We start from the raw sequence: 16,389 nt of genomic DNA, 5'->3' as shown, positions 1-16,389 counted from the left end.
AGAGGAACCCTCGATGTCGTCCGACCTGACGTTGCCCGCGCCGTACACGCCGCATCCCGCATTGATGAGAGCGTTCGACGCGTGCCCGCTGATCGCGATCATGCGCGGCATCACGCCCGCCGAAGCGGCCGACCACGGCCTCGCGCTGCACGAAGCCGGCTTGCGGATCGTCGAGGTGCCGCTCAACTCGCCCGATCCGTTCGACAGCATCGCGGCGCTGCGCCGCGCGTTGCCGGACGACATGATCGTCGGCGCGGGCACCGTGCTGCGCGCCGAATTCGTCGACCGCGTGCAGGACGCCGGCGGCACGCTGATCGTGATGCCGCACAGCGACGCGGCCGTGATCCGCCGCGCGCGCGAGCGCGGGCTCGCGAGCGCACCGGGCGTCGCGACGCCGACCGAGGCGTTCGCCGCGCTCGCGAACGGCGCCGACGTGCTGAAGATGTTCCCGGCCGAGCAGCTCGGCGTGCCCGTCGTGAAGGCGTGGCGCGCGGTGATCGACCGCGCGGTGCCGCTGATTCCGGTCGGCGGGATTGCGCCGGACAACATGCAGCCGTTCCTCGCGGCCGGCGCCAACGGCTTCGGCCTCGGCTCGGCGCTGTACCGGCCCGGCCAGTCGGCGGACGCAACCCTGGCGAATGCGCGCGCGTTCCAGGCCGGCCTGCGCGCGGCGCTGGGCGGAGCCGCATGATGGGACGTCTCGCGGGCAAGGTCGCGGTGGTGACGGGCGCGGGCCGCGGGATCGGCGCCGCGATCGCGCAGGCGTTCGCGCGCGAGGGCGCGGCCGTCGCGCTCGTCGACCTCGACTTCCCGCAGGCGCAGCGCACGGCCGCTGCGATCGCCGCCGGCATCGACGGCGCGCGCGTGCTCGCGCTGCATGCGGACGTCGCGCGGCAGGACTCGGTGCGCGACGCGTTCGCGCAGACCGAAGCGACGCTCGGCCCGCTCGACGTGCTGGTGAACAACGCCGGCATCAACGTGTTCGCCGATCCGCTGACGATGACGGACGACGACTGGCGCCGCTGCTTCGCGGTCGATCTCGACGGCGTGTGGCACGGTTGCCGCGCGGCGCTGCCCGGGATGGTCGAACGCGGTCGCGGCAGCATCGTGAACATCGCGTCGACGCATGCGTTCCGGATCATCCCGGGCTGCTTTCCGTACCCGGTCGCGAAACACGGCGTGCTGGGCCTCACGCGTGCGCTCGGCATCGAATACGCGGCGCGCAACGTGCGGATGAACGCGATCGCGCCCGGCTATATCGAGACGCAGCTCACGCGCGACTGGTGGGATGCGCAGGCCGACCCGGCCGCCGCGCGCGCCGAGACGCTCGCGCTGCAGCCGATGAAGCGGATCGGCAAACCGGAGGAAGTCGCGATGACGGCCGTGTTCCTCGCCTCCGACGAGGCGCCGTTCATCAATGCCGCGTGCATCACCGTCGACGGCGGGCGCGCGGCGCTGTACCACGATTGACGCAACGATTCGAAAGACCGCACGTGCGACGGCCGCGCGCACGCTGCGTCGAAACCAACAAGCGGCTGCATCCTGTTCGATGAAGACAAGGAGACACTGGAGATGAAACGCAGAACGTTCGTAACGCTGGCCGCGGCGGCGGCGGTGGTGATGGGGAGCCCGGTTGCGCATGCGGCCGATCCGGTCAAGATCGGCTTTCTGGTGAAGCAGCCGGAAGAGCCGTGGTTCCAGGACGAATGGAAATTCGCCGAGATGGCCGCGAAGGACAAGGGCTTCACGCTCGTGAAGATCGGCGCGCCGTCGGGCGAGAAGGTGATGAGCGCGATCGACAACCTGTCCGCGCAGAAGGTGCAGGGCTTCATCATCTGCACGCCCGACGTGAAGCTCGGGCCGGGCATCGTCGCGAAGGCGAAGTCGCACAACCTGAAGATGATGACGGTCGACGACCGCCTCGTCGACGGCGCGGGCAAGCCGATCGAGTCGGTGCCGCACATGGGGATTTCCGCGTACAACATCGGCAAGCAGGTCGGCGACGGCATCGCGGCCGAGATCAAGAAGCGCGGCTGGAACATGAAGGACGTCGGCGCGATCGACATCACGTACGAGCAGCTGCCGACCGCGCACGACCGCACGAGCGGCGCGACCGACGCGCTGGTGGCGGCCGGTTTCCCGAAGGCGAACGTGATCGCGGCGCCGCAGGCGAAGACCGACACCGAGAACGCGTTCAACGCGGCGAACATCGCGCTCACCAAGAACCCGCAGTTCAAGCACTGGGTTGCCTACGGCCTGAACGACGAAGCCGTGCTCGGTGCGGTGCGCGCGGCCGAAGGGCGCGGCTTCAAGGCGGACAACATGATCGGCATCGGCATCGGCGGTTCCGATTCGGCGCTCAGCGAATTCAAGAAGCCGCAGCCGACGGGCTTCTACGGCACCGTGATCATCAGCCCGAAGCGCCACGGCGAGGAAACCTCGGACCTGATGTACGCCTGGATCACGCAGGGCAAGGCACCGCCGGCGCTGACGCTGACGACAGGCATGCTCGCGACGCGCGACAACGTGTCGAAGGTGCGCGACGAGATGGGGCTCGCATCGAAGTAAGCGGCTTGCCGGCTGCCGCGGCGATGCGGCAGCCGGCGATCGATGGATCTGCAAAGTGGGGAGACGACGTGTCAGCGGCACTGCGTTTTGACAATATCGGCAAGGTATTTCCCGGCGTGCGCGCACTCGACGGCATCTCGTTCGACGTGCATGCGGGTGAGGTGCATGGCCTGATGGGCGAGAACGGCGCGGGCAAGTCGACGCTGCTGAAGATTCTCGGCGGTGAATACCAGCCCGATGCGGGCAGCGTGCTGGTCGACGGCCAGCCCGTGCATTTCTCGAGTGCGGCCGCGTCGATCGCGGCCGGCATTGCGGTGATTCACCAGGAACTGCAGTACGTGCCCGACCTGACGGTCGCGGAGAACCTGCTGCTCGGCCGCCTGCCGAACGCGCTCGGCTGGGTGAAGAAGGGCGAGGCGAAGCGCCATGTGCGCGAGCGGCTCACCGCGATGGGCGTCGATCTCGATCCCGACGCGAAGCTCGGGCGGCTGTCGATCGCGCAGCGGCAGATGGTCGAGATCTGCAAGGCGCTGATGCGCAACGCGCGCGTGATCGCGCTCGACGAGCCGACGAGTTCGCTGTCGCATCGCGAGACCGAGGTGCTGTTCAAGCTCGTCGACGACCTGCGTGCGCAGGGCCGCGCGCTGATCTACATCTCGCACCGGATGGACGAGATCTACCGGCTGTGCGATGCGTGCACGATCTTCCGCGACGGGCGCAAGATCGCGTCGCACGAATCGCTCGCCGACGTGCCGCGCGAGCAGCTCGTCGCCGAGATGGTCGGGCGCGAGATTTCGGACATCTACCATTACGCGCCGCGCGCGCTCGGCGACGTGCGGTTTTCGGCCGAAGGCGTCGACGGCCCGGCGCTGCGCGAACCGGCGAGCTTCTCGGTGCGCGCGGGCGAAATCGTCGGGTTCTTCGGGCTGGTCGGCGCGGGGCGCAGCGAACTGATGCGGCTCGTGTACGGCGCGGACCGCCGGCGCGCGGGCGAGCTGACGCTCGACGGCAAGCGCATCGACGTGAAGCGCACCGGCGACGCGATCCGCCACGGCATCGTGCTGTGTCCGGAGGACCGCAAGGAAGAAGGGATCATCGCGATGGCGTCGGTCGCGGAGAACATCAACATCAGCTGCCGCCGCCATTCGCTGCGCGCCGGGCTCTTCATCGACCGCAAGACCGAGATCGAAACGGCCGACCGCTTCATCCAGCGGCTGAAGATCAAGACGCCGAACCGCCGGCAGAAGATCCGCTTCCTGTCGGGCGGCAACCAGCAGAAGGCGATCCTGTCGCGCTGGCTCGCGGAGCCCGACCTGAAGGTGGTGATCCTCGATGAGCCGACGCGCGGGATCGACGTCGGCGCGAAGCACGAGATCTACGACGTGATCTACCGGCTCGCGGAGCGCGGCTGCGCGATCGTGATGGTGTCGTCGGAACTGCCGGAAGTGCTCGGCGTGTCCGACCGCATCGTCGTGATGCGCGAAGGCCGCATCGCGGGCGAGCTGTCGCGCGAGCAGGCGAACGAGCATGCGGTGCTCAGCCTCGCGCTGCCGCAAACGAGCGTCGCCGAGGCGGCCTGACGCGATGTCAGGTCGCCGCGGGCGACGCACGCTATTCGAATCGATCACGCGCGGCGCGGGCCGCGCGATGCAGGAGCAGGAGACACAACCATGCAAGTCCGGGAAAACCTCGCCAGCGCAGCCGTGAAGCCGTCGGCCGACGCGCTGGTTCCACAGCAGAGCGACCGCCAGAAGTGGTGGCAGCACCTCACCGAATACAGCCTGATCGCGATCTTCGCGGTGATGTTCCTGACCATGTCGCTGACGGTCGATCACTTCTTCTCGATCGACAACATGCTCGGCCTCGCGCTGTCGATCTCGCAGATCGGGATGGTCGCGTGCACGATGATGTTCTGTCTGGCCTCGCGCGATTTCGACCTGTCGATCGGCTCGACCGTCGCGTTCTCCGGCGTGCTGTGCGCGATGGTGCTGAACGCGACCGACAACACGTTCGTCGCGATCATCGCGGCGGTCGCCGCCGGTGCGGCGATCGGGTTCGTGAATGGCGCGGTGATCGCGTACCTGCGCATCAACGCGCTGATCACGACGCTCGCGACGATGGAAATCGTGCGCGGGCTCGGCTTCATCGTGTCGAAGGGGCAGGCGGTCGGCGTGTCGTCGGACACGTTCATCGCGCTCGGCGGGCTGTCGCTGTTCGGCGTATCGCTGCCGATCTGGGTCACGCTGCTGTGCTTCATCGTGTTCGGCGTGCTGCTGAACCAGACCGTGTACGGCCGCAATACGCTCGCGATCGGCGGCAACCCGGAGGCGTCGCGCCTGGCGGGGATCAACGTCGAACGCACGCGCGTCTACATCTTCCTGATCCAGGGCGCGGTGACGGCGCTCGCCGGCGTGATCCTCGCGTCGCGCATCACGTCGGGCCAGCCGAACGCCGCGCAGGGCTTCGAGCTGAACGTGATCTCCGCATGCGTGCTCGGCGGCGTGTCGCTGATGGGCGGCCGCGCGACGATCTCGGGCGTCGTGATCGGCGTGCTGATCATGGGCACCGTCGAGAACGTGATGAACCTGATGAACATCGACGCGTTCTATCAGTACCTGGTGCGCGGCGCGATCCTGCTCGCGGCCGTGCTGCTCGACCAGTTGAAGAACCGCGGCGTACGCGACTGACCGATTCCACGGAGACGATTCGCATGACCATCGAAACTTCCGCGCAGGATCCGCGCGCCGCGAGCGACGCGCGCTATGCGCGCTACCCGAGCCTCGAGGATCGCGCGGTGCTGATCACGGGCGGCGCGACCGGGATCGGCGCGGCGTTCGTCGAGCACTTCGCGCGGCAGGGCGCGCGCGTCGCGTTCGTCGATCTCGACGCGCAGGCGGGCCAGGCGCTCGCGGAAAGCCTTGCGCAGATGCCGGAGGTACGCCACGCACCGCTGTTCCTTCCGTGCGACCTGACCGACATCGACGCGCTGCGCCATGCGATCGACGCGATCCGCGCGCGGATCGGCGCGATCGCGGTGCTCGTGAACAACGCGGCGAACGACACGCGCCACGCGATCGGCGACGTGACACCGGCGTCGTTCGACGCAGGCATCGCCGTGAACCTGCGCCATCAGTTCTTCGCCGCGCAGGCGGTGATCGACGACATGAAGCAGCGCGGCGGCGGCGCGATCGTCAATCTCGGCTCGATCAGCTGGATGCTGAAGAACGGCGGCTATCCCGTCTATGTGATGGCGAAGGCGGCCGTGCAGGGGCTCACGCGCGGGCTCGCGCGCGATCTCGGCCCGTTCGGGATCCGCGTGAATTCGCTGGTGCCCGGCTGGGTGATGACCGACAAGCAGCGCAAGCTATGGCTCGACGACGCGGGCCGCGCGGCGATCAAGGCGGGCCAGTGCATCGACGCCGAACTGCTGCCGGACGATCTCGCGCGCATGGCGCTGTTTCTCGCGGCCGACGACAGCCGGATGATCACCGCGCAGGACGTGGTGGTCGACGGCGGCTGGGCCTGATTGTTGGTGTTGATGTTCGCGCGGCACCGTGCGACGACCCGTATCGTTTCATCGACGAAGCAAAGGAGTTCACCATGACCGCCACGTCCTCGCGCGCCTTGTCGTCCACGAGCCAGTCGCGCCGCGCACGCCTGGCTGCCGCCGCGCAGCCGGTCAGCGCCGGCCCGCAGACCGCCGCGTTCGCGCAGGGCGTCGGCGCCGCCCATGCCGCGGCCGTCACGCTGTCGAACGCGGCGCTGCGGCTCGACGTGCTGCCGCACCTCGGCGGCGGCATCGCGCGCTTCGACTGGCGCGGCGACCACGGCGCGCTGGTGCCGGTGTTCCGCCGCTGCGAGCACCCGGAAACGGCCACGGATCCGAATGAACTCGCGTGCTATCCGCTGCTGCCGTATTCGAACCGGATCGGCAACGGCCGCTTCGAATGCGACGGGCGCAGCGTCGCGGTGCCGCGCAATCGTCGCGACGAGCCGCTGCCGATTCACGGCGACGGCTGGCTCGCGCCGTGGCAGGTGGACGACGCGACCGACACGACGCTGCAGCTGTCGCTCGATCGCGCGAGCGGTGCGCCGTATGCGTTTCGCGCGATCCAGTCGTTCGCGCTCGACGACACGACGCTGTCGATCGCACTGACGATCGAGAATGCGGGGCGCGCGCGGCTGCCGTTCGGTCTCGGCGTGCATCCGTTCCTGGTGCGCGACGATGCGACCGAGCTTGCCGCGGCCGCGGGCGGGCTGTGGCTGTCGGGCGCCGATTTCCTGCCGGTGCGGCATGTGAGCGTGCCGCCGGCCTGGCAGTTCGGCGTCGCGTATCCGTTGCCGGCGACGCTCGTCAATCATGCGTTCACCGGCTGGGGCGGCCACGCGGCGGTGAGCTGGCCGCGCCGCGGGCTGTCGCTGACGGTGGCGGCCGACGCCGATGCCTACGTGCTGTATACGCCGCCCGGCGAGGATTTCTTCTGCTTCGAACCCGTCGATCATCCGATCAACGCGGTGAACCTGCCGGGCGGCGCGGCCGCGCACGGCATGACGCTGCTTGCGCCGGGCGAATGGCTCACGCGGCGTTTCGCGTTCACCGTCGAGCGGGCCGATGCACGCGTCGATGCGGCCGCGCGCGAGGGACGCCGGCGACGCGGGTAAAATACGCGGTCTACCAACGGTTTGCCGCGAGTATCCGCCATGTCTTCCCCGCTTACTTTCATCGAATCGCTGCGCGCCGCGTGGCAGCGCACGAATTCGCTGCTGTGCGTCGGCCTCGATCCCGAGCCGTCGCGCTTTCCCGTGCAGTTCGACGGCCAGCCCGACGCGATCTTCGAATTCTGCCGGCAGATCGTCGACGCGACCGCGCCGTATGCGAGCGCGTTCAAGCCGCAGATCGCGTACTTCGCCGCGCATCGCGCCGAAGATCAGCTCGAGCGCCTGATCGCGCACATCCACCTCCAGCATCCGGGCCTGCCCGTGATCCTCGACGCGAAGCGCGGCGACATCGGCAGCACCGCCGAGCAATACGCGCGCGAGGCGTTCGAGCGCTATCGCGCGGACGCGGTCACCGTGAACCCGTACATGGGCTACGACTCGGTCGAGCCGTACTTCGAGCATGAAGGCAAGGGCGTGATCGTGCTGTGCCGCACGTCGAACCCGGGTGGCTCGGACCTGCAGTTCCTCGAGACAAACGGCCGGCCGCTGTACCAGGTTGTGGCCGACCTCGCGGCGAACAAGTGGAATGCGAAGAACGGCCAGCTCGGCCTCGTGGTCGGCGCGACGTTCCCGAAGGAAATCGAGATCGTGCGCGGGATCGTCGGCGACATGCCGCTGCTGATTCCCGGCATCGGCGCGCAGGGCGGCGACGTCGAGGCCACCGTCAACGCGGGCCGCACGACGGACGGCACCGGCATGATGATCAACTCGTCGCGCGCGATCCTGTACGCGAGCAAGGACGAGGATTTCGCCGAAGCCGCGGCGCTCGCCGCGCAGAAGACGCGCGACACGATCAACGCGCATCGCTGAAATACCGGCCGCCCGTTCGGGCGGCCTTTCACCGCCGCGCCCGCATTCGCGGGCCGCGCGCGTGCCTCCCGCGCCTGCCGCATTGGCGCACGCGAACAACTTCCCGTCGCTTCCACACCGCATGCCCGCGCCGCAATCGCGCGATGCTGCCGGGGATCAGGCCCTCGTCATCGATTTGTCACCATACTGTCACGAAAGGGAGCGACGTCATGCCCAAGCTGTCCCGCCGTATTCTGAGCGCGCTTGCCGCGTCGTTGTGCATGTCGTTCGCCCACGCGGCGGACCTGTCGCACTGGCCGGCGGACAGCGCGAAGGCGCTGAACGCGATGATCGCCGCCCATGCGAATCGCGGCGACTACGCGGTGTTCGACGCCGACAACACGACCTACCGCTACGATCTCGAGGAATCGCTGCTGCCGTATCTCGAGAACCGCGGCGTGCTCACGCGCGACTCGCTCGATCCGTCGCTGAAGCTGATCCCGTTCAAGGATTCCGCCGACTACAAGGAATCGCTGACGAGCTACTACTACCGGCTTTGCGAGATCGACGACCTGGTCTGCTACCCGTGGATCGCGCAGGCGTTCGCGGGGCTGTCGCTCGCGGACCTGAAGCGCCACGTCGACGCGATGCTCGCCGACGGCAAGCCGGTGCCGATCCGTTACTGGCAGGGCGACAAGGTCGTCGACGGCGCCGCGAACCCGCCGCGCTTCTTCCGCGGCATGCAGGAGCTGTACAACGCGCTGCGCGAGAACGGGATCGAGGTCTATGTGATGACCGCCGCGCACGAGGAGCTCGCGCGGCTCGTGCTGTCCGATCCGAAATACGGCTACAACGTGAAGCCGCAGAATGTGATCGGCGTGACGACGCTGCTGCGCAACCCGGCGACGGGCGCGCTGACGACGTCGCGGCTGCAGATCAAGGCCGGCAAGTACGACGAGGCCGCGAACCGCAACCTCGTGATCACGCCGTTCCTGATGAACCCGATGACGTGGTACGAAGGCAAGCTCGGCTCGATCGTCGGCTGGATCGACCAGTGGAAGAAGCCGGTGCTCGTCGCGGGCGACACGCCGACGTCCGACGGCTACATGCTGCTGAATGCGACCGACGTCGCGCGCGGCGGCGTGCGCGTCTGGGTCAACAAGAAGGACAAGCAGATGGCGCAGATCCGCGCGTGGTCGGACGAATCGGCCGCGAAGCAGAAAGCGCTCGGCCTGCCGGTGACGGCGGACAAGAACTGGATCGTCGTGAAGCCCGACGCGATCCAGTAAGCGGGGAGGGGCGCAGGCCGCCCCTGCCGTTGCGGCGGCAAATCAGCCTGGGTTCAGCCTTTGATCAGCCTTCGCGCTCGTCGAGCAGCGTCAGCAGCCCGCGCAGCGCATGCGCGGCGGCCTGCGTGCGAATCTGCTCGCGGTCGCCCTTGAACACGCGGGTCTCGACGTCGGTATGCAGCCGGTTGCTCCACGCGAACGACACGGTGCCGACCGGCTTTTTCTCGCTGCCGCCCGCCGGGCCGGCGATGCCGGTGACGGCCAGCGCGACCTGCGCGCGGCTGTTGCGCAGCGCGCCTTCGGCCATCGCGCGCGCGACCGGCTCGCTGACGGCGCCGTGTTTCTCGATCAGGTCGGGCGGCACGCCGATCATCTCGCTCTTGGCCTGGTTCGAGTACGTGACGAAGCCGCGCTCGAACCACTGGCTGCTGCCGGAGATGTCGGTGATCGCCGCGGCGATCATGCCGCCCGTGCAGGATTCGGCGGTGGCGAGCGACAGGTGTTCGTCACGCAGCTTGTTGCCTGCGCGGATCGCAAGCTGGTGGACGACGGAATCGGTTGGCATGCGCGTCGGGAAACGGGAGTCGGGAAAAACGGTCAGCTGACGGCGGAGCGCCACAGGGCGATCACGAGCAGCGTCATGAACGCGGCGATCAGGTCGTCGACCATGATGCCGAGCCCGCCTTTCACGCGACGATCGAAATAGCGGATCGGCGGCGGCTTGAGCATGTCGAAGAAGCGGAACGCGACGAACGCCCACAACTGGCCGATGAAGGTCGCGGGCGTGACGAACAGCATCACGAGCCAGATCGCGACGATTTCGTCCCAGACGATGGCGCCCGGATCGGTCGTGCCCATCCTGCGTGCGGTGAAGCCGGTGATCCATGTGCCGGCGACGAACCCGAGCGCGATCAGCGCCCACCATTCGGGCACCGTCAGGTAGCGGTTCAGCACGACGAACGTCAGCCACCCGAACAGCGAGCCGAACGTGCCGGGCATGAACGGCGCGAGCCCGCTGCCGAAGCCGAGCGACACGATGTGCGCCGGATGCGACAGCATGAAGCGCACGGTGGCGCGCTGCGGCGCGTTCCGGGCGGCGCCGGACGCGGCCGCGTTCGGTGCGGTCGTCGGGTCAGTCTGCATGGAAGTGGTCGAAACCGTGCAACGTGAGAGTCAGGGGCGTGCCGGCGGCGTCGCGCCACGCGATCGCGGGCTGCTCCGACGGCGAGGACAACGCATGTATTGTACCGACTCGCGTGACCCGAACGCCGCTGCTTGCGCCCGCTGCCTCGACCGCCGCGCGGGACGCGACCGGGGCCGTGAAGCACAGTTCGTAGTCGTCGCCGCCGGCCAGCGTGCAGCGTCGCTGCACGTCGGGCGGCAGCGTCGCGAGCGCGGCCGAGCGCGGCACCGCGTCGGCGTCGATGTCGGCGCGCACGTTCGAGCGGGTCAGGATGTGCCGCAGGTCGCCGGCGAGGCCGTCCGAGATGTCGAGCGCCGCATGCGCGACGCCCGCGAGTGCCAGCCCCAGCGCGATGCGCGGCTCGGGACGCTCGAGCGCCTGCCGGAACGCGGCAGCTTCGGCCGCGCCGGCGCTCCATTCGCCGCGTGCGAGCCCGAGCCCCGCGCGGGCGTCGCCGAGTGTGCCGGACACCCAGACGTCGTCGCCGTCGCGCGCGGCATCGCGCCGCAGCGCCGCATCCGGCGCGACTTCACCGAACACGGTCACGCACAGGTTCAGCGGCCCGCTCGTCGTGTCGCCGCCGATCAGTTCGCAGCCGAACCGTTCGGCGAGGGCGAACAGCCCGTTGCTGAACGCCTCGAGCCACACGGCGTCGGCGCGCGGCAGCGCGCACGCGAGCGTGAACGCGCGCGGCTCGGCGCCCATCGCCGCGAGATCGGACAGGTTGACCGCGAGCGTCTTGTGGCCGAGTGCGTCGGGCGCGACATCGGGAAAGAAATGGCGGCCTTCGACCAGCATGTCCGTCGAAATGGCCAGCAATTTTCCGGATCGCGGCGCGATCAGCGCGCAATCGTCACCGATGCCGAGCGTCGACGCACGCGCCCCGCGGGCCGCGCGGCGCGCGAAGAAGCGATCGATCAGCGAAAACTCGGACAAGGCGGCTGGCACGGCGGACGGACCCGGAAGCGATGAAAGGAACGGCATTGTACGCAGCGAACGGCGCCGTTCCTGCACCGTTCAGACCATTTTTGTCGCGGCTGTCGCACCCGAATCGCCGGTCTGGCGGCCTTCGATTGGCGCTACAATGCCGTCGAACAGTTATTCTAATCCGCCCGTCAAGAGACACATGTCGACCCAAGCCTCCTCCAAAGCCAAGCTTCGCGAAGCCGCTCTCGATTATCACGAATTCCCGACTCCCGGGAAGATCGCGATCGCCCCCACCAAGCAGATGATCAACCAGCGCGACCTCGCGCTCGCGTATTCGCCGGGCGTCGCGTATGCGTGTGAGGAGATCGTCGAGAACCCGCTGAACGCCGCGCGCTTCACCGCGCGCAGCAACCTCGTCGGCGTGGTCACGAACGGCACCGCGGTGCTCGGGCTCGGCAACATCGGCCCGCTCGCGTCGAAGCCGGTGATGGAAGGCAAGGCCGTACTGTTCAAGAAGTTCGCCGGCATCGACGTGTTCGACATCGAACTGAACGAGTCGGACCCGCACAAGCTGGTCGACGTGATCGCTGCGCTGGAGCCGACCTTCGGCGGGATCAACCTGGAAGACATCAAGGCGCCGGACTGCTTCATCGTCGAGCGCGAAGCGCGCAAGCGGATGAAGATTCCGGTATTCCACGACGACCAGCACGGCACCGCGATCGTCGTGGCCGCGGCCGTCACGAACGGCCTGAAGGTCGTCGGCAAGGACATCAAGAAGGTGAAGCTCGTCGCGTCGGGCGCGGGTGCGGCCGCGCTCGCGTGTCTGGACCTGCTGGTCGACATCGGCCTGCCGATCGAGAACATCCTGGTGACCGACCTGGCCGGCGTGGTCTATAAGGGCCGCACCGAGCTGATGGATCCGGACAAGGAGCGTTTCGCGCGCGAAACCGAAGCCCGCACGCTGGCCGAGGTGATCGAAGGCGCGGACATCTTCCTCGGCCTGTCGGCTGCGGGCGTGCTGAAGCAGGAGATGGTGAAGGGCATGGCCGAGCGCCCGCTGATCCTCGCGCTCGCGAACCCGACGCCGGAAATCCTGCCGGAACTGGCGCTCGAAGTGCGCCCGGACGCCGTGCTGGCCACCGGCCGCACCGACTATCCGAACCAGGTCAACAACGTCCTGTGCTTCCCGTTCATCTTCCGCGGCGCGCTCGACGTCGGCGCGACGACGATCACGCGTGAAATGGAGATCGCAGCCGTCAACGCGATCGCCGAACTCGCGCAGCAGGAGCAGAGCGACATCGTCGCGACCGCATACGGCATTCAGGACTTGTCGTTCGGGCCCGACTACCTGATTCCGAAGCCGTTCGATCCGCGCCTGATCGTCAAGATCGCGCCGGCCGTCGCGCAGGCCGCGATGGATGGCGGCGTCGCGACGCGCCCGATCGAGGACATGGAGGCGTACCGCGTTCACCTCCAGCAGTTCGTGTATCACAGCGGCACGACGATGAAGCCGATCTTCCAGATCGCGCGCGCCGCGCCGGCAGAGAAGAAGCGCGTGGTGTTCGCCGAAGGCGAGGAAGAGCGCGTGTTGCGCGCCGTCCAGATCATCGTCGACGAGAAGCTCGCGACGCCGATCCTGATCGGTCGCCCGTCGGTGATCGAGCACCGTATCCAGCGCTACGGCCTGCGCCTCACGCCGGGCACCGATTTCACGGTCGTCAACACCGAGCACGACGAGCGCTACCGCGACTTCTGGCAGACGTACTACAAGATGATGTCGCGCAAGGGCATCAGCGAGCAGCTGGCCCGCGTCGAGATGCGCCGCCGCACGACGCTGATCGGCTCGATGCTGGTGAAGAAGGGCGAAGCGGACGGGATGATCTGCGGCACGATCAGCACGACGCACCGCCACCTGCACTTCATCGACCAGGTGATCGGCAAGCGCCCGGGCTGCAGCGTGTACGCGGCGATGAACGGCCTCGTTCTGCCGGGTCGCCAGATTTTCCTGGTCGATACGCACGTGAACGTCGATCCGACGCCGGAAGAGCTCGCCGAGATCACGATCATGGCTGCGGAAGAAGTGCGCCGGTTCGGCATCGAGCCGAAGGTCGCGCTGGTGTCGCACTCGAATTTCGGCACGAGCAACGCCCCTTCGGCGAAGAAGATGCGCGATACGCTCGCGATCCTGCAGGAACGCGCGCCGGAGCTGAAGGTCGACGGCGAAATGCACGGCGACGTGGCGCTCGACGCGGCGCTGCGCAAGGAAATCCTGCCGGAATCGACGCTCGAAGGCGACGCGAACCTGCTGATCCTGCCGAACATCGACGCCGCGAACATCGCGTACAACCTGCTGAAGACGGCTGCCGGCAACAACATCGCGATCGGGCCGATCCTGCTGGGCGCAGCCCAGCCGGTGCACGTGCTGACCGAATCGGCGACGGTTCGCCGCATCGTCAACATGGCGGCGCTGCTGGTCGCCGACGTGAACGCCGCACGCTGAGCCGGGATGGACGCGCGGCGCCGGTCAACCGGTGCCGCGCGCCGGGCGAAATTGTAAACAAAAGCAAAAAGGGGCGTGCCCGCAAGGGGCACGCCGCCGGGCAGGGCGCAAACGCGCTTCCCATAAGCAACAGCAGCATCTCTCCACTCCGGGTAGCGAGCGCGGCAAGGAGGCAGGGTCTTGCCATTCGAGAGATGCCGCCGATATTTTATCCTATATAAGTTAAATGTAGCCTTATTTCGGTAAGAAATGCGCGATTCCGGGCCGCGCGACGCTTTCGATTCCCAAACGAACATTGATTCGCAAGGACAATAGCGCTACGCTAACGCCTTTGGTTGGTCGTCAACTACTTGATTTAACAGCGGGAACCCTGGTTCATGGCACGCAAGTGGCTCCGCAACGGCGCGCTGGCGTCCGTCTTCGCGATGTTCGCGATGGGTATCGTCGGTACACCGACGGGCAGTCTGGTTTCCGCCGCTTACGCACGGCAGGCCGTTTCGGCCGACCTGGCCGTCGGCGGGGTCGATACGATCCCGACCGCCCGTCTGCCGCGCGAGGCCGTGACCACGCTTGGCCTGATCGGCGCCGGTGGCCCCTATCCGTACGAGAAAGACGGCGTCGTCTTCGGCAACCGCGAGCGGATCCTGCCGAAGGCGAAGCGCGGCTACTACCACGAGTACACGGTGCCGACGCCGCGCGCACGCAATCGCGGCGCGCGCCGCATCGTCTGTGGCGGGCCGTTGCGCCGGATCGACAACTGTTATTACACGGACGACCACTACAACAGTTTTAAACGTATTGTTGAATGACTTCGGGATGAATGGCATGAGCGACTCCATCTACGCGCACGACACGGCGGGAGCGGAACTGTTCGCGGCCGGCGACGGCAATCTGTTTCAGCGCGTGATGCAACTACACGCGGTGGCACAGGCCGGCGGCGCGTCGGAGCAACAGGAAGCCGAGCCCGGGCTTTCATCGAACGAGGAGCCTATGAGCCTTTTCACGACCGTGCGACCCAACCTCGTGCAGTCGATCCGCGCGTTCCGCGTGCAGGATCTCGCCGACGAAGCCAGCCGGCTCGGCCAGCATTTCCTGTACGCGTATTGCGGCGCAGCGCAGTCGAAGCAGGAGGTGATGGAGACGATCGCGACGTCGTTCCTGTTTCCGAAGCATTTCGGGAAGAACTACGACGCGTTGTACGACTGCCTGACCGACCTCGTCGCGAAGGCCGGCGCGCAGCCCGGTTTCGTGATCGTCCTCGAAGGGCTGCCGATCGCGCAGAAATTCGACAAGGAAGGGCGCGAGACGCTGCTCGACGTGTTCCGCGAAGCCGCCGAGTTCTGGGCCGAGCGCAAGGTCGCGTTCCGCGTGTTCTATTCGTTCGCTTAAGCGCGTATCCATCGGCCGCGCATCTGCGGTCGATCTGCCGAAAAGCCCGCGTCGAGCGGGCTTTTTTGCGTCCGCGCGAGGCCGGCGGGCCGGCGCGGCGCGTCGTTCACGGGCAGCGGCCGGACGGGGCGCCGAGCGACAAGTCGCGATAAGCGGCGGCATGCCCGCGTCGCGCGGCCGCGGCGCGGCGATGGGCGGATCGGGAAGTGCCGTGCCCCGTCGGGGCCCGGCACGGCCCGCTCGTCACCACCCGCCCCAGCGTGCCGCGAGGGCGGCGAGCACGGCCGCACCGGCCGTCTCGGTGCGCAGCACACGGGGCCCGAGCGACAACGCGGTGAACCCGTGCGCGCGGGCCGCGTTTTCTTCGTCCGGCGACAGTCCGCCTTCCGGCCCGATCAGCAGTGTGACGACTGCCGCGGGCGGCGCGTCCGGCAACGACGCGAACGGAATGCTCGCGCGCGGCGACAGCAGCAGCCTCAGCTCACCGTCGGCCGGCGCGGCCGGCAGCGTGTCGAGCCACGCACCGAAGCCGCGTACCGGCGCGACGTCGGGCACGCGGTTGCGTCCGCATTGTTCGCACGACGCGCGCACGACGCCGCGCCAGTGCGCGACGCGCTTGTCCGCGCGCTCGCCCGACAGTTTCACGACGCCGCGCGCGGTCGACAGCGGCACGACCGCCGCAACGCCGAGCTCGACGGCTTTCTCGATGACCCAGTCCATCTTGTCGCCGCCGGCGATGCCCTGCGCGAGCGTCACGCGATAGGGCGGCTCGGCTTCGGCCGGGTCGAACGCTTCGATCTGTGCGAGCGCGTTGCGCTTGTCGATCTCGACGAGCCGTGCGCGGTACTGTCCGCCGCTGCCGTCGAACAGTGCGAGCGTGTCGCCGGGCTGCAGCCGCAGCACCTGCGCGTGACGCGCGACATCGGCCGGCAGGGTGAGCGTCGCATCGGCGCGCAGCGCCGCTTCGACGAAAAAGCGCGGCACGGCCGCGGTGGTGGTGGCTTCACTCATGTTGGGCGCGGCTC

The 16,389-nt window shown here is 68.1% G+C and carries 16 protein-coding genes; 12 read left to right on the top strand and 4 right to left on the bottom strand.

The window, feature by feature from the left end; all coding sequences use genetic code 11:
* Nucleotides 1-13 precede the first annotated feature (13 nt).
* The 9 genes from ACVK00_RS20440 (at nt 14) to ACVK00_RS20400 (ending at nt 9,365) form a co-directional block, all read left to right on the top strand.
* Entirely contained in the window at nt 14-691 is a 678-nt protein-coding gene (locus tag ACVK00_RS20440; protein WP_284894908.1) for a 2-dehydro-3-deoxy-6-phosphogalactonate aldolase, read from the top strand.
* On the top strand, nt 691-1,470 hold the full coding sequence (locus ACVK00_RS20435) for an SDR family oxidoreductase (RefSeq protein ID WP_228907598.1): 780 nt from the start codon (nt 691-693) through the stop codon (nt 1,468-1,470). The genes ACVK00_RS20440 and ACVK00_RS20435 overlap by 1 nt, the downstream gene beginning before the upstream one ends.
* A gap of 102 nt (nt 1,471-1,572) precedes the next feature.
* Nucleotides 1,573-2,568 (top strand): arabinose ABC transporter substrate-binding protein, encoded by a 996-nt coding sequence (locus ACVK00_RS20430; RefSeq protein WP_006761975.1) that lies wholly within the window; start codon nt 1,573-1,575, stop codon nt 2,566-2,568.
* Nucleotides 2,569-2,636: 68 nt separating this feature from the next.
* Nucleotides 2,637-4,148 (top strand): L-arabinose ABC transporter ATP-binding protein AraG, encoded by a 1,512-nt coding sequence (araG, locus tag ACVK00_RS20425; protein ID WP_284894906.1) that lies wholly within the window; start codon nt 2,637-2,639, stop codon nt 4,146-4,148.
* 90 nt (nt 4,149-4,238) lie between these two features.
* On the top strand, nt 4,239-5,255 hold the full coding sequence (gene araH, locus ACVK00_RS20420) for an L-arabinose ABC transporter permease AraH (RefSeq protein WP_012363061.1): 1,017 nt from the start codon (nt 4,239-4,241) through the stop codon (nt 5,253-5,255).
* Nucleotides 5,256-5,278: 23 nt separating this feature from the next.
* Nucleotides 5,279-6,094, top strand: coding sequence for an SDR family NAD(P)-dependent oxidoreductase (locus tag ACVK00_RS20415; protein WP_228906824.1), 816 nt, complete (start codon nt 5,279-5,281; stop codon nt 6,092-6,094).
* A gap of 74 nt (nt 6,095-6,168) precedes the next feature.
* Entirely contained in the window at nt 6,169-7,230 is a 1,062-nt protein-coding gene (locus tag ACVK00_RS20410; protein ID WP_284894904.1) for an aldose 1-epimerase, read from the top strand.
* Between the two features lie 39 nt (nt 7,231-7,269).
* On the top strand, nt 7,270-8,097 hold the full coding sequence (gene pyrF / locus ACVK00_RS20405; protein ID WP_284894902.1) for an orotidine-5'-phosphate decarboxylase: 828 nt from the start codon (nt 7,270-7,272) through the stop codon (nt 8,095-8,097).
* A 209-nt stretch (nt 8,098-8,306) separates the two neighbouring features.
* Nucleotides 8,307-9,365: an HAD family hydrolase gene (locus tag ACVK00_RS20400; protein WP_126227140.1), complete on the top strand. Its 1,059-nt coding sequence runs from the start codon at nt 8,307-8,309 to the stop codon at nt 9,363-9,365.
* Between the two features lie 64 nt (nt 9,366-9,429).
* Here the strand turns inward: ACVK00_RS20400 and ACVK00_RS20395 are convergent, their stop codons facing one another.
* From ACVK00_RS20395 to thiL, 3 genes are read right to left on the bottom strand one after another with little or no spacing between them, the layout of a single operon-like run.
* On the bottom strand, nt 9,430-9,930 hold the full coding sequence (locus ACVK00_RS20395) for a CinA family protein (protein WP_228906830.1): 501 nt from the start codon (nt 9,928-9,930) through the stop codon (nt 9,430-9,432).
* A 32-nt stretch (nt 9,931-9,962) separates the two neighbouring features.
* Nucleotides 9,963-10,508 (bottom strand): phosphatidylglycerophosphatase A family protein, encoded by a 546-nt coding sequence (locus ACVK00_RS20390; protein ID WP_228906832.1) that lies wholly within the window; start codon nt 10,506-10,508, stop codon nt 9,963-9,965.
* Nucleotides 10,498-11,532 carry a thiamine-phosphate kinase gene (thiL, locus tag ACVK00_RS20385; protein WP_284894895.1) on the bottom strand — a complete coding sequence of 345 codons (1,035 nt, stop codon included), beginning with the start codon at nt 11,530-11,532 and terminating at the stop codon, nt 10,498-10,500. The genes ACVK00_RS20390 and thiL overlap by 11 nt, the downstream gene beginning before the upstream one ends.
* Before the next feature lie 100 nt (nt 11,533-11,632).
* On the opposite strand from thiL, the gene ACVK00_RS20380 reads away from it, so the two are divergent.
* The 3 genes from ACVK00_RS20380 to ACVK00_RS20370 all read left to right on the top strand — a co-directional run bounded on the left by ACVK00_RS20380 (nt 11,633) and on the right by ACVK00_RS20370 (nt 15,364).
* On the top strand, nt 11,633-13,975 hold the full coding sequence (locus tag ACVK00_RS20380) for an NADP-dependent malic enzyme (protein WP_284894894.1): 2,343 nt from the start codon (nt 11,633-11,635) through the stop codon (nt 13,973-13,975).
* Nucleotides 13,976-14,352: 377 nt separating this feature from the next.
* Nucleotides 14,353-14,784 (top strand): ribonuclease, encoded by a 432-nt coding sequence (locus ACVK00_RS20375; protein ID WP_006760307.1) that lies wholly within the window; start codon nt 14,353-14,355, stop codon nt 14,782-14,784.
* A gap of 16 nt (nt 14,785-14,800) precedes the next feature.
* Nucleotides 14,801-15,364, top strand: a complete 564-nt coding sequence (locus ACVK00_RS20370) for a barstar family protein (RefSeq protein WP_006753300.1) — start codon at nt 14,801-14,803, stop codon at nt 15,362-15,364.
* A 243-nt stretch (nt 15,365-15,607) separates the two neighbouring features.
* On the opposite strand, the gene ACVK00_RS20365 is transcribed toward ACVK00_RS20370, so the two are convergent.
* Nucleotides 15,608-16,375, bottom strand: coding sequence for a 16S rRNA (uracil(1498)-N(3))-methyltransferase (locus ACVK00_RS20365; RefSeq protein ID WP_175668781.1), 768 nt, complete (start codon nt 16,373-16,375; stop codon nt 15,608-15,610).
* Nucleotides 16,376-16,389: the final 14 nt, after the last annotated feature.

This window comes from Burkholderia sp. PvR073, from assembly GCF_054055695.1.
This window is presented reverse-complemented; position numbering and strand designations above follow the sequence as displayed.

Bases quoted from the DNA above. Each gene is read 5' to 3' on its own strand.
- ACVK00_RS20395 (WP_228906830.1), bottom strand. From the start codon at position 9,930: ATGCCAACCGATTCCGTCGTCCACCAGCTTGCGATCCGCGCAGGCAAC.
- ACVK00_RS20440 (WP_284894908.1), top strand. From the start codon at position 14: ATGTCGTCCGACCTGACGTTGCCCGCGCCGTACACGCCGCATCCCGCA.
- ACVK00_RS20430 (WP_006761975.1), top strand. From the start codon at position 1,573: ATGAAACGCAGAACGTTCGTAACGCTGGCCGCGGCGGCGGCGGTGGTG.
- ACVK00_RS20370 (WP_006753300.1), top strand. From the start codon at position 14,801: ATGAGCGACTCCATCTACGCGCACGACACGGCGGGAGCGGAACTGTTC.
- pyrF (WP_284894902.1), top strand. From the start codon at position 7,270: ATGTCTTCCCCGCTTACTTTCATCGAATCGCTGCGCGCCGCGTGGCAG.
- ACVK00_RS20390 (WP_228906832.1), bottom strand. From the start codon at position 10,508: ATGCAGACTGACCCGACGACCGCACCGAACGCGGCCGCGTCCGGCGCC.
- ACVK00_RS20375 (WP_006760307.1), top strand. From the start codon at position 14,353: ATGGCACGCAAGTGGCTCCGCAACGGCGCGCTGGCGTCCGTCTTCGCG.
- ACVK00_RS20365 (WP_175668781.1), bottom strand. From the start codon at position 16,375: ATGAGTGAAGCCACCACCACCGCGGCCGTGCCGCGCTTTTTCGTCGAA.
- ACVK00_RS20410 (WP_284894904.1), top strand. From the start codon at position 6,169: ATGACCGCCACGTCCTCGCGCGCCTTGTCGTCCACGAGCCAGTCGCGC.
- ACVK00_RS20415 (WP_228906824.1), top strand. From the start codon at position 5,279: ATGACCATCGAAACTTCCGCGCAGGATCCGCGCGCCGCGAGCGACGCG.
- thiL (WP_284894895.1), bottom strand. From the start codon at position 11,532: ATGCCGTTCCTTTCATCGCTTCCGGGTCCGTCCGCCGTGCCAGCCGCC.
- ACVK00_RS20400 (WP_126227140.1), top strand. From the start codon at position 8,307: ATGCCCAAGCTGTCCCGCCGTATTCTGAGCGCGCTTGCCGCGTCGTTG.
- ACVK00_RS20380 (WP_284894894.1), top strand. From the start codon at position 11,633: ATGCCGTCGAACAGTTATTCTAATCCGCCCGTCAAGAGACACATGTCG.
- ACVK00_RS20435 (WP_228907598.1), top strand. From the start codon at position 691: ATGGGACGTCTCGCGGGCAAGGTCGCGGTGGTGACGGGCGCGGGCCGC.
- araH (WP_012363061.1), top strand. From the start codon at position 4,239: ATGCAAGTCCGGGAAAACCTCGCCAGCGCAGCCGTGAAGCCGTCGGCC.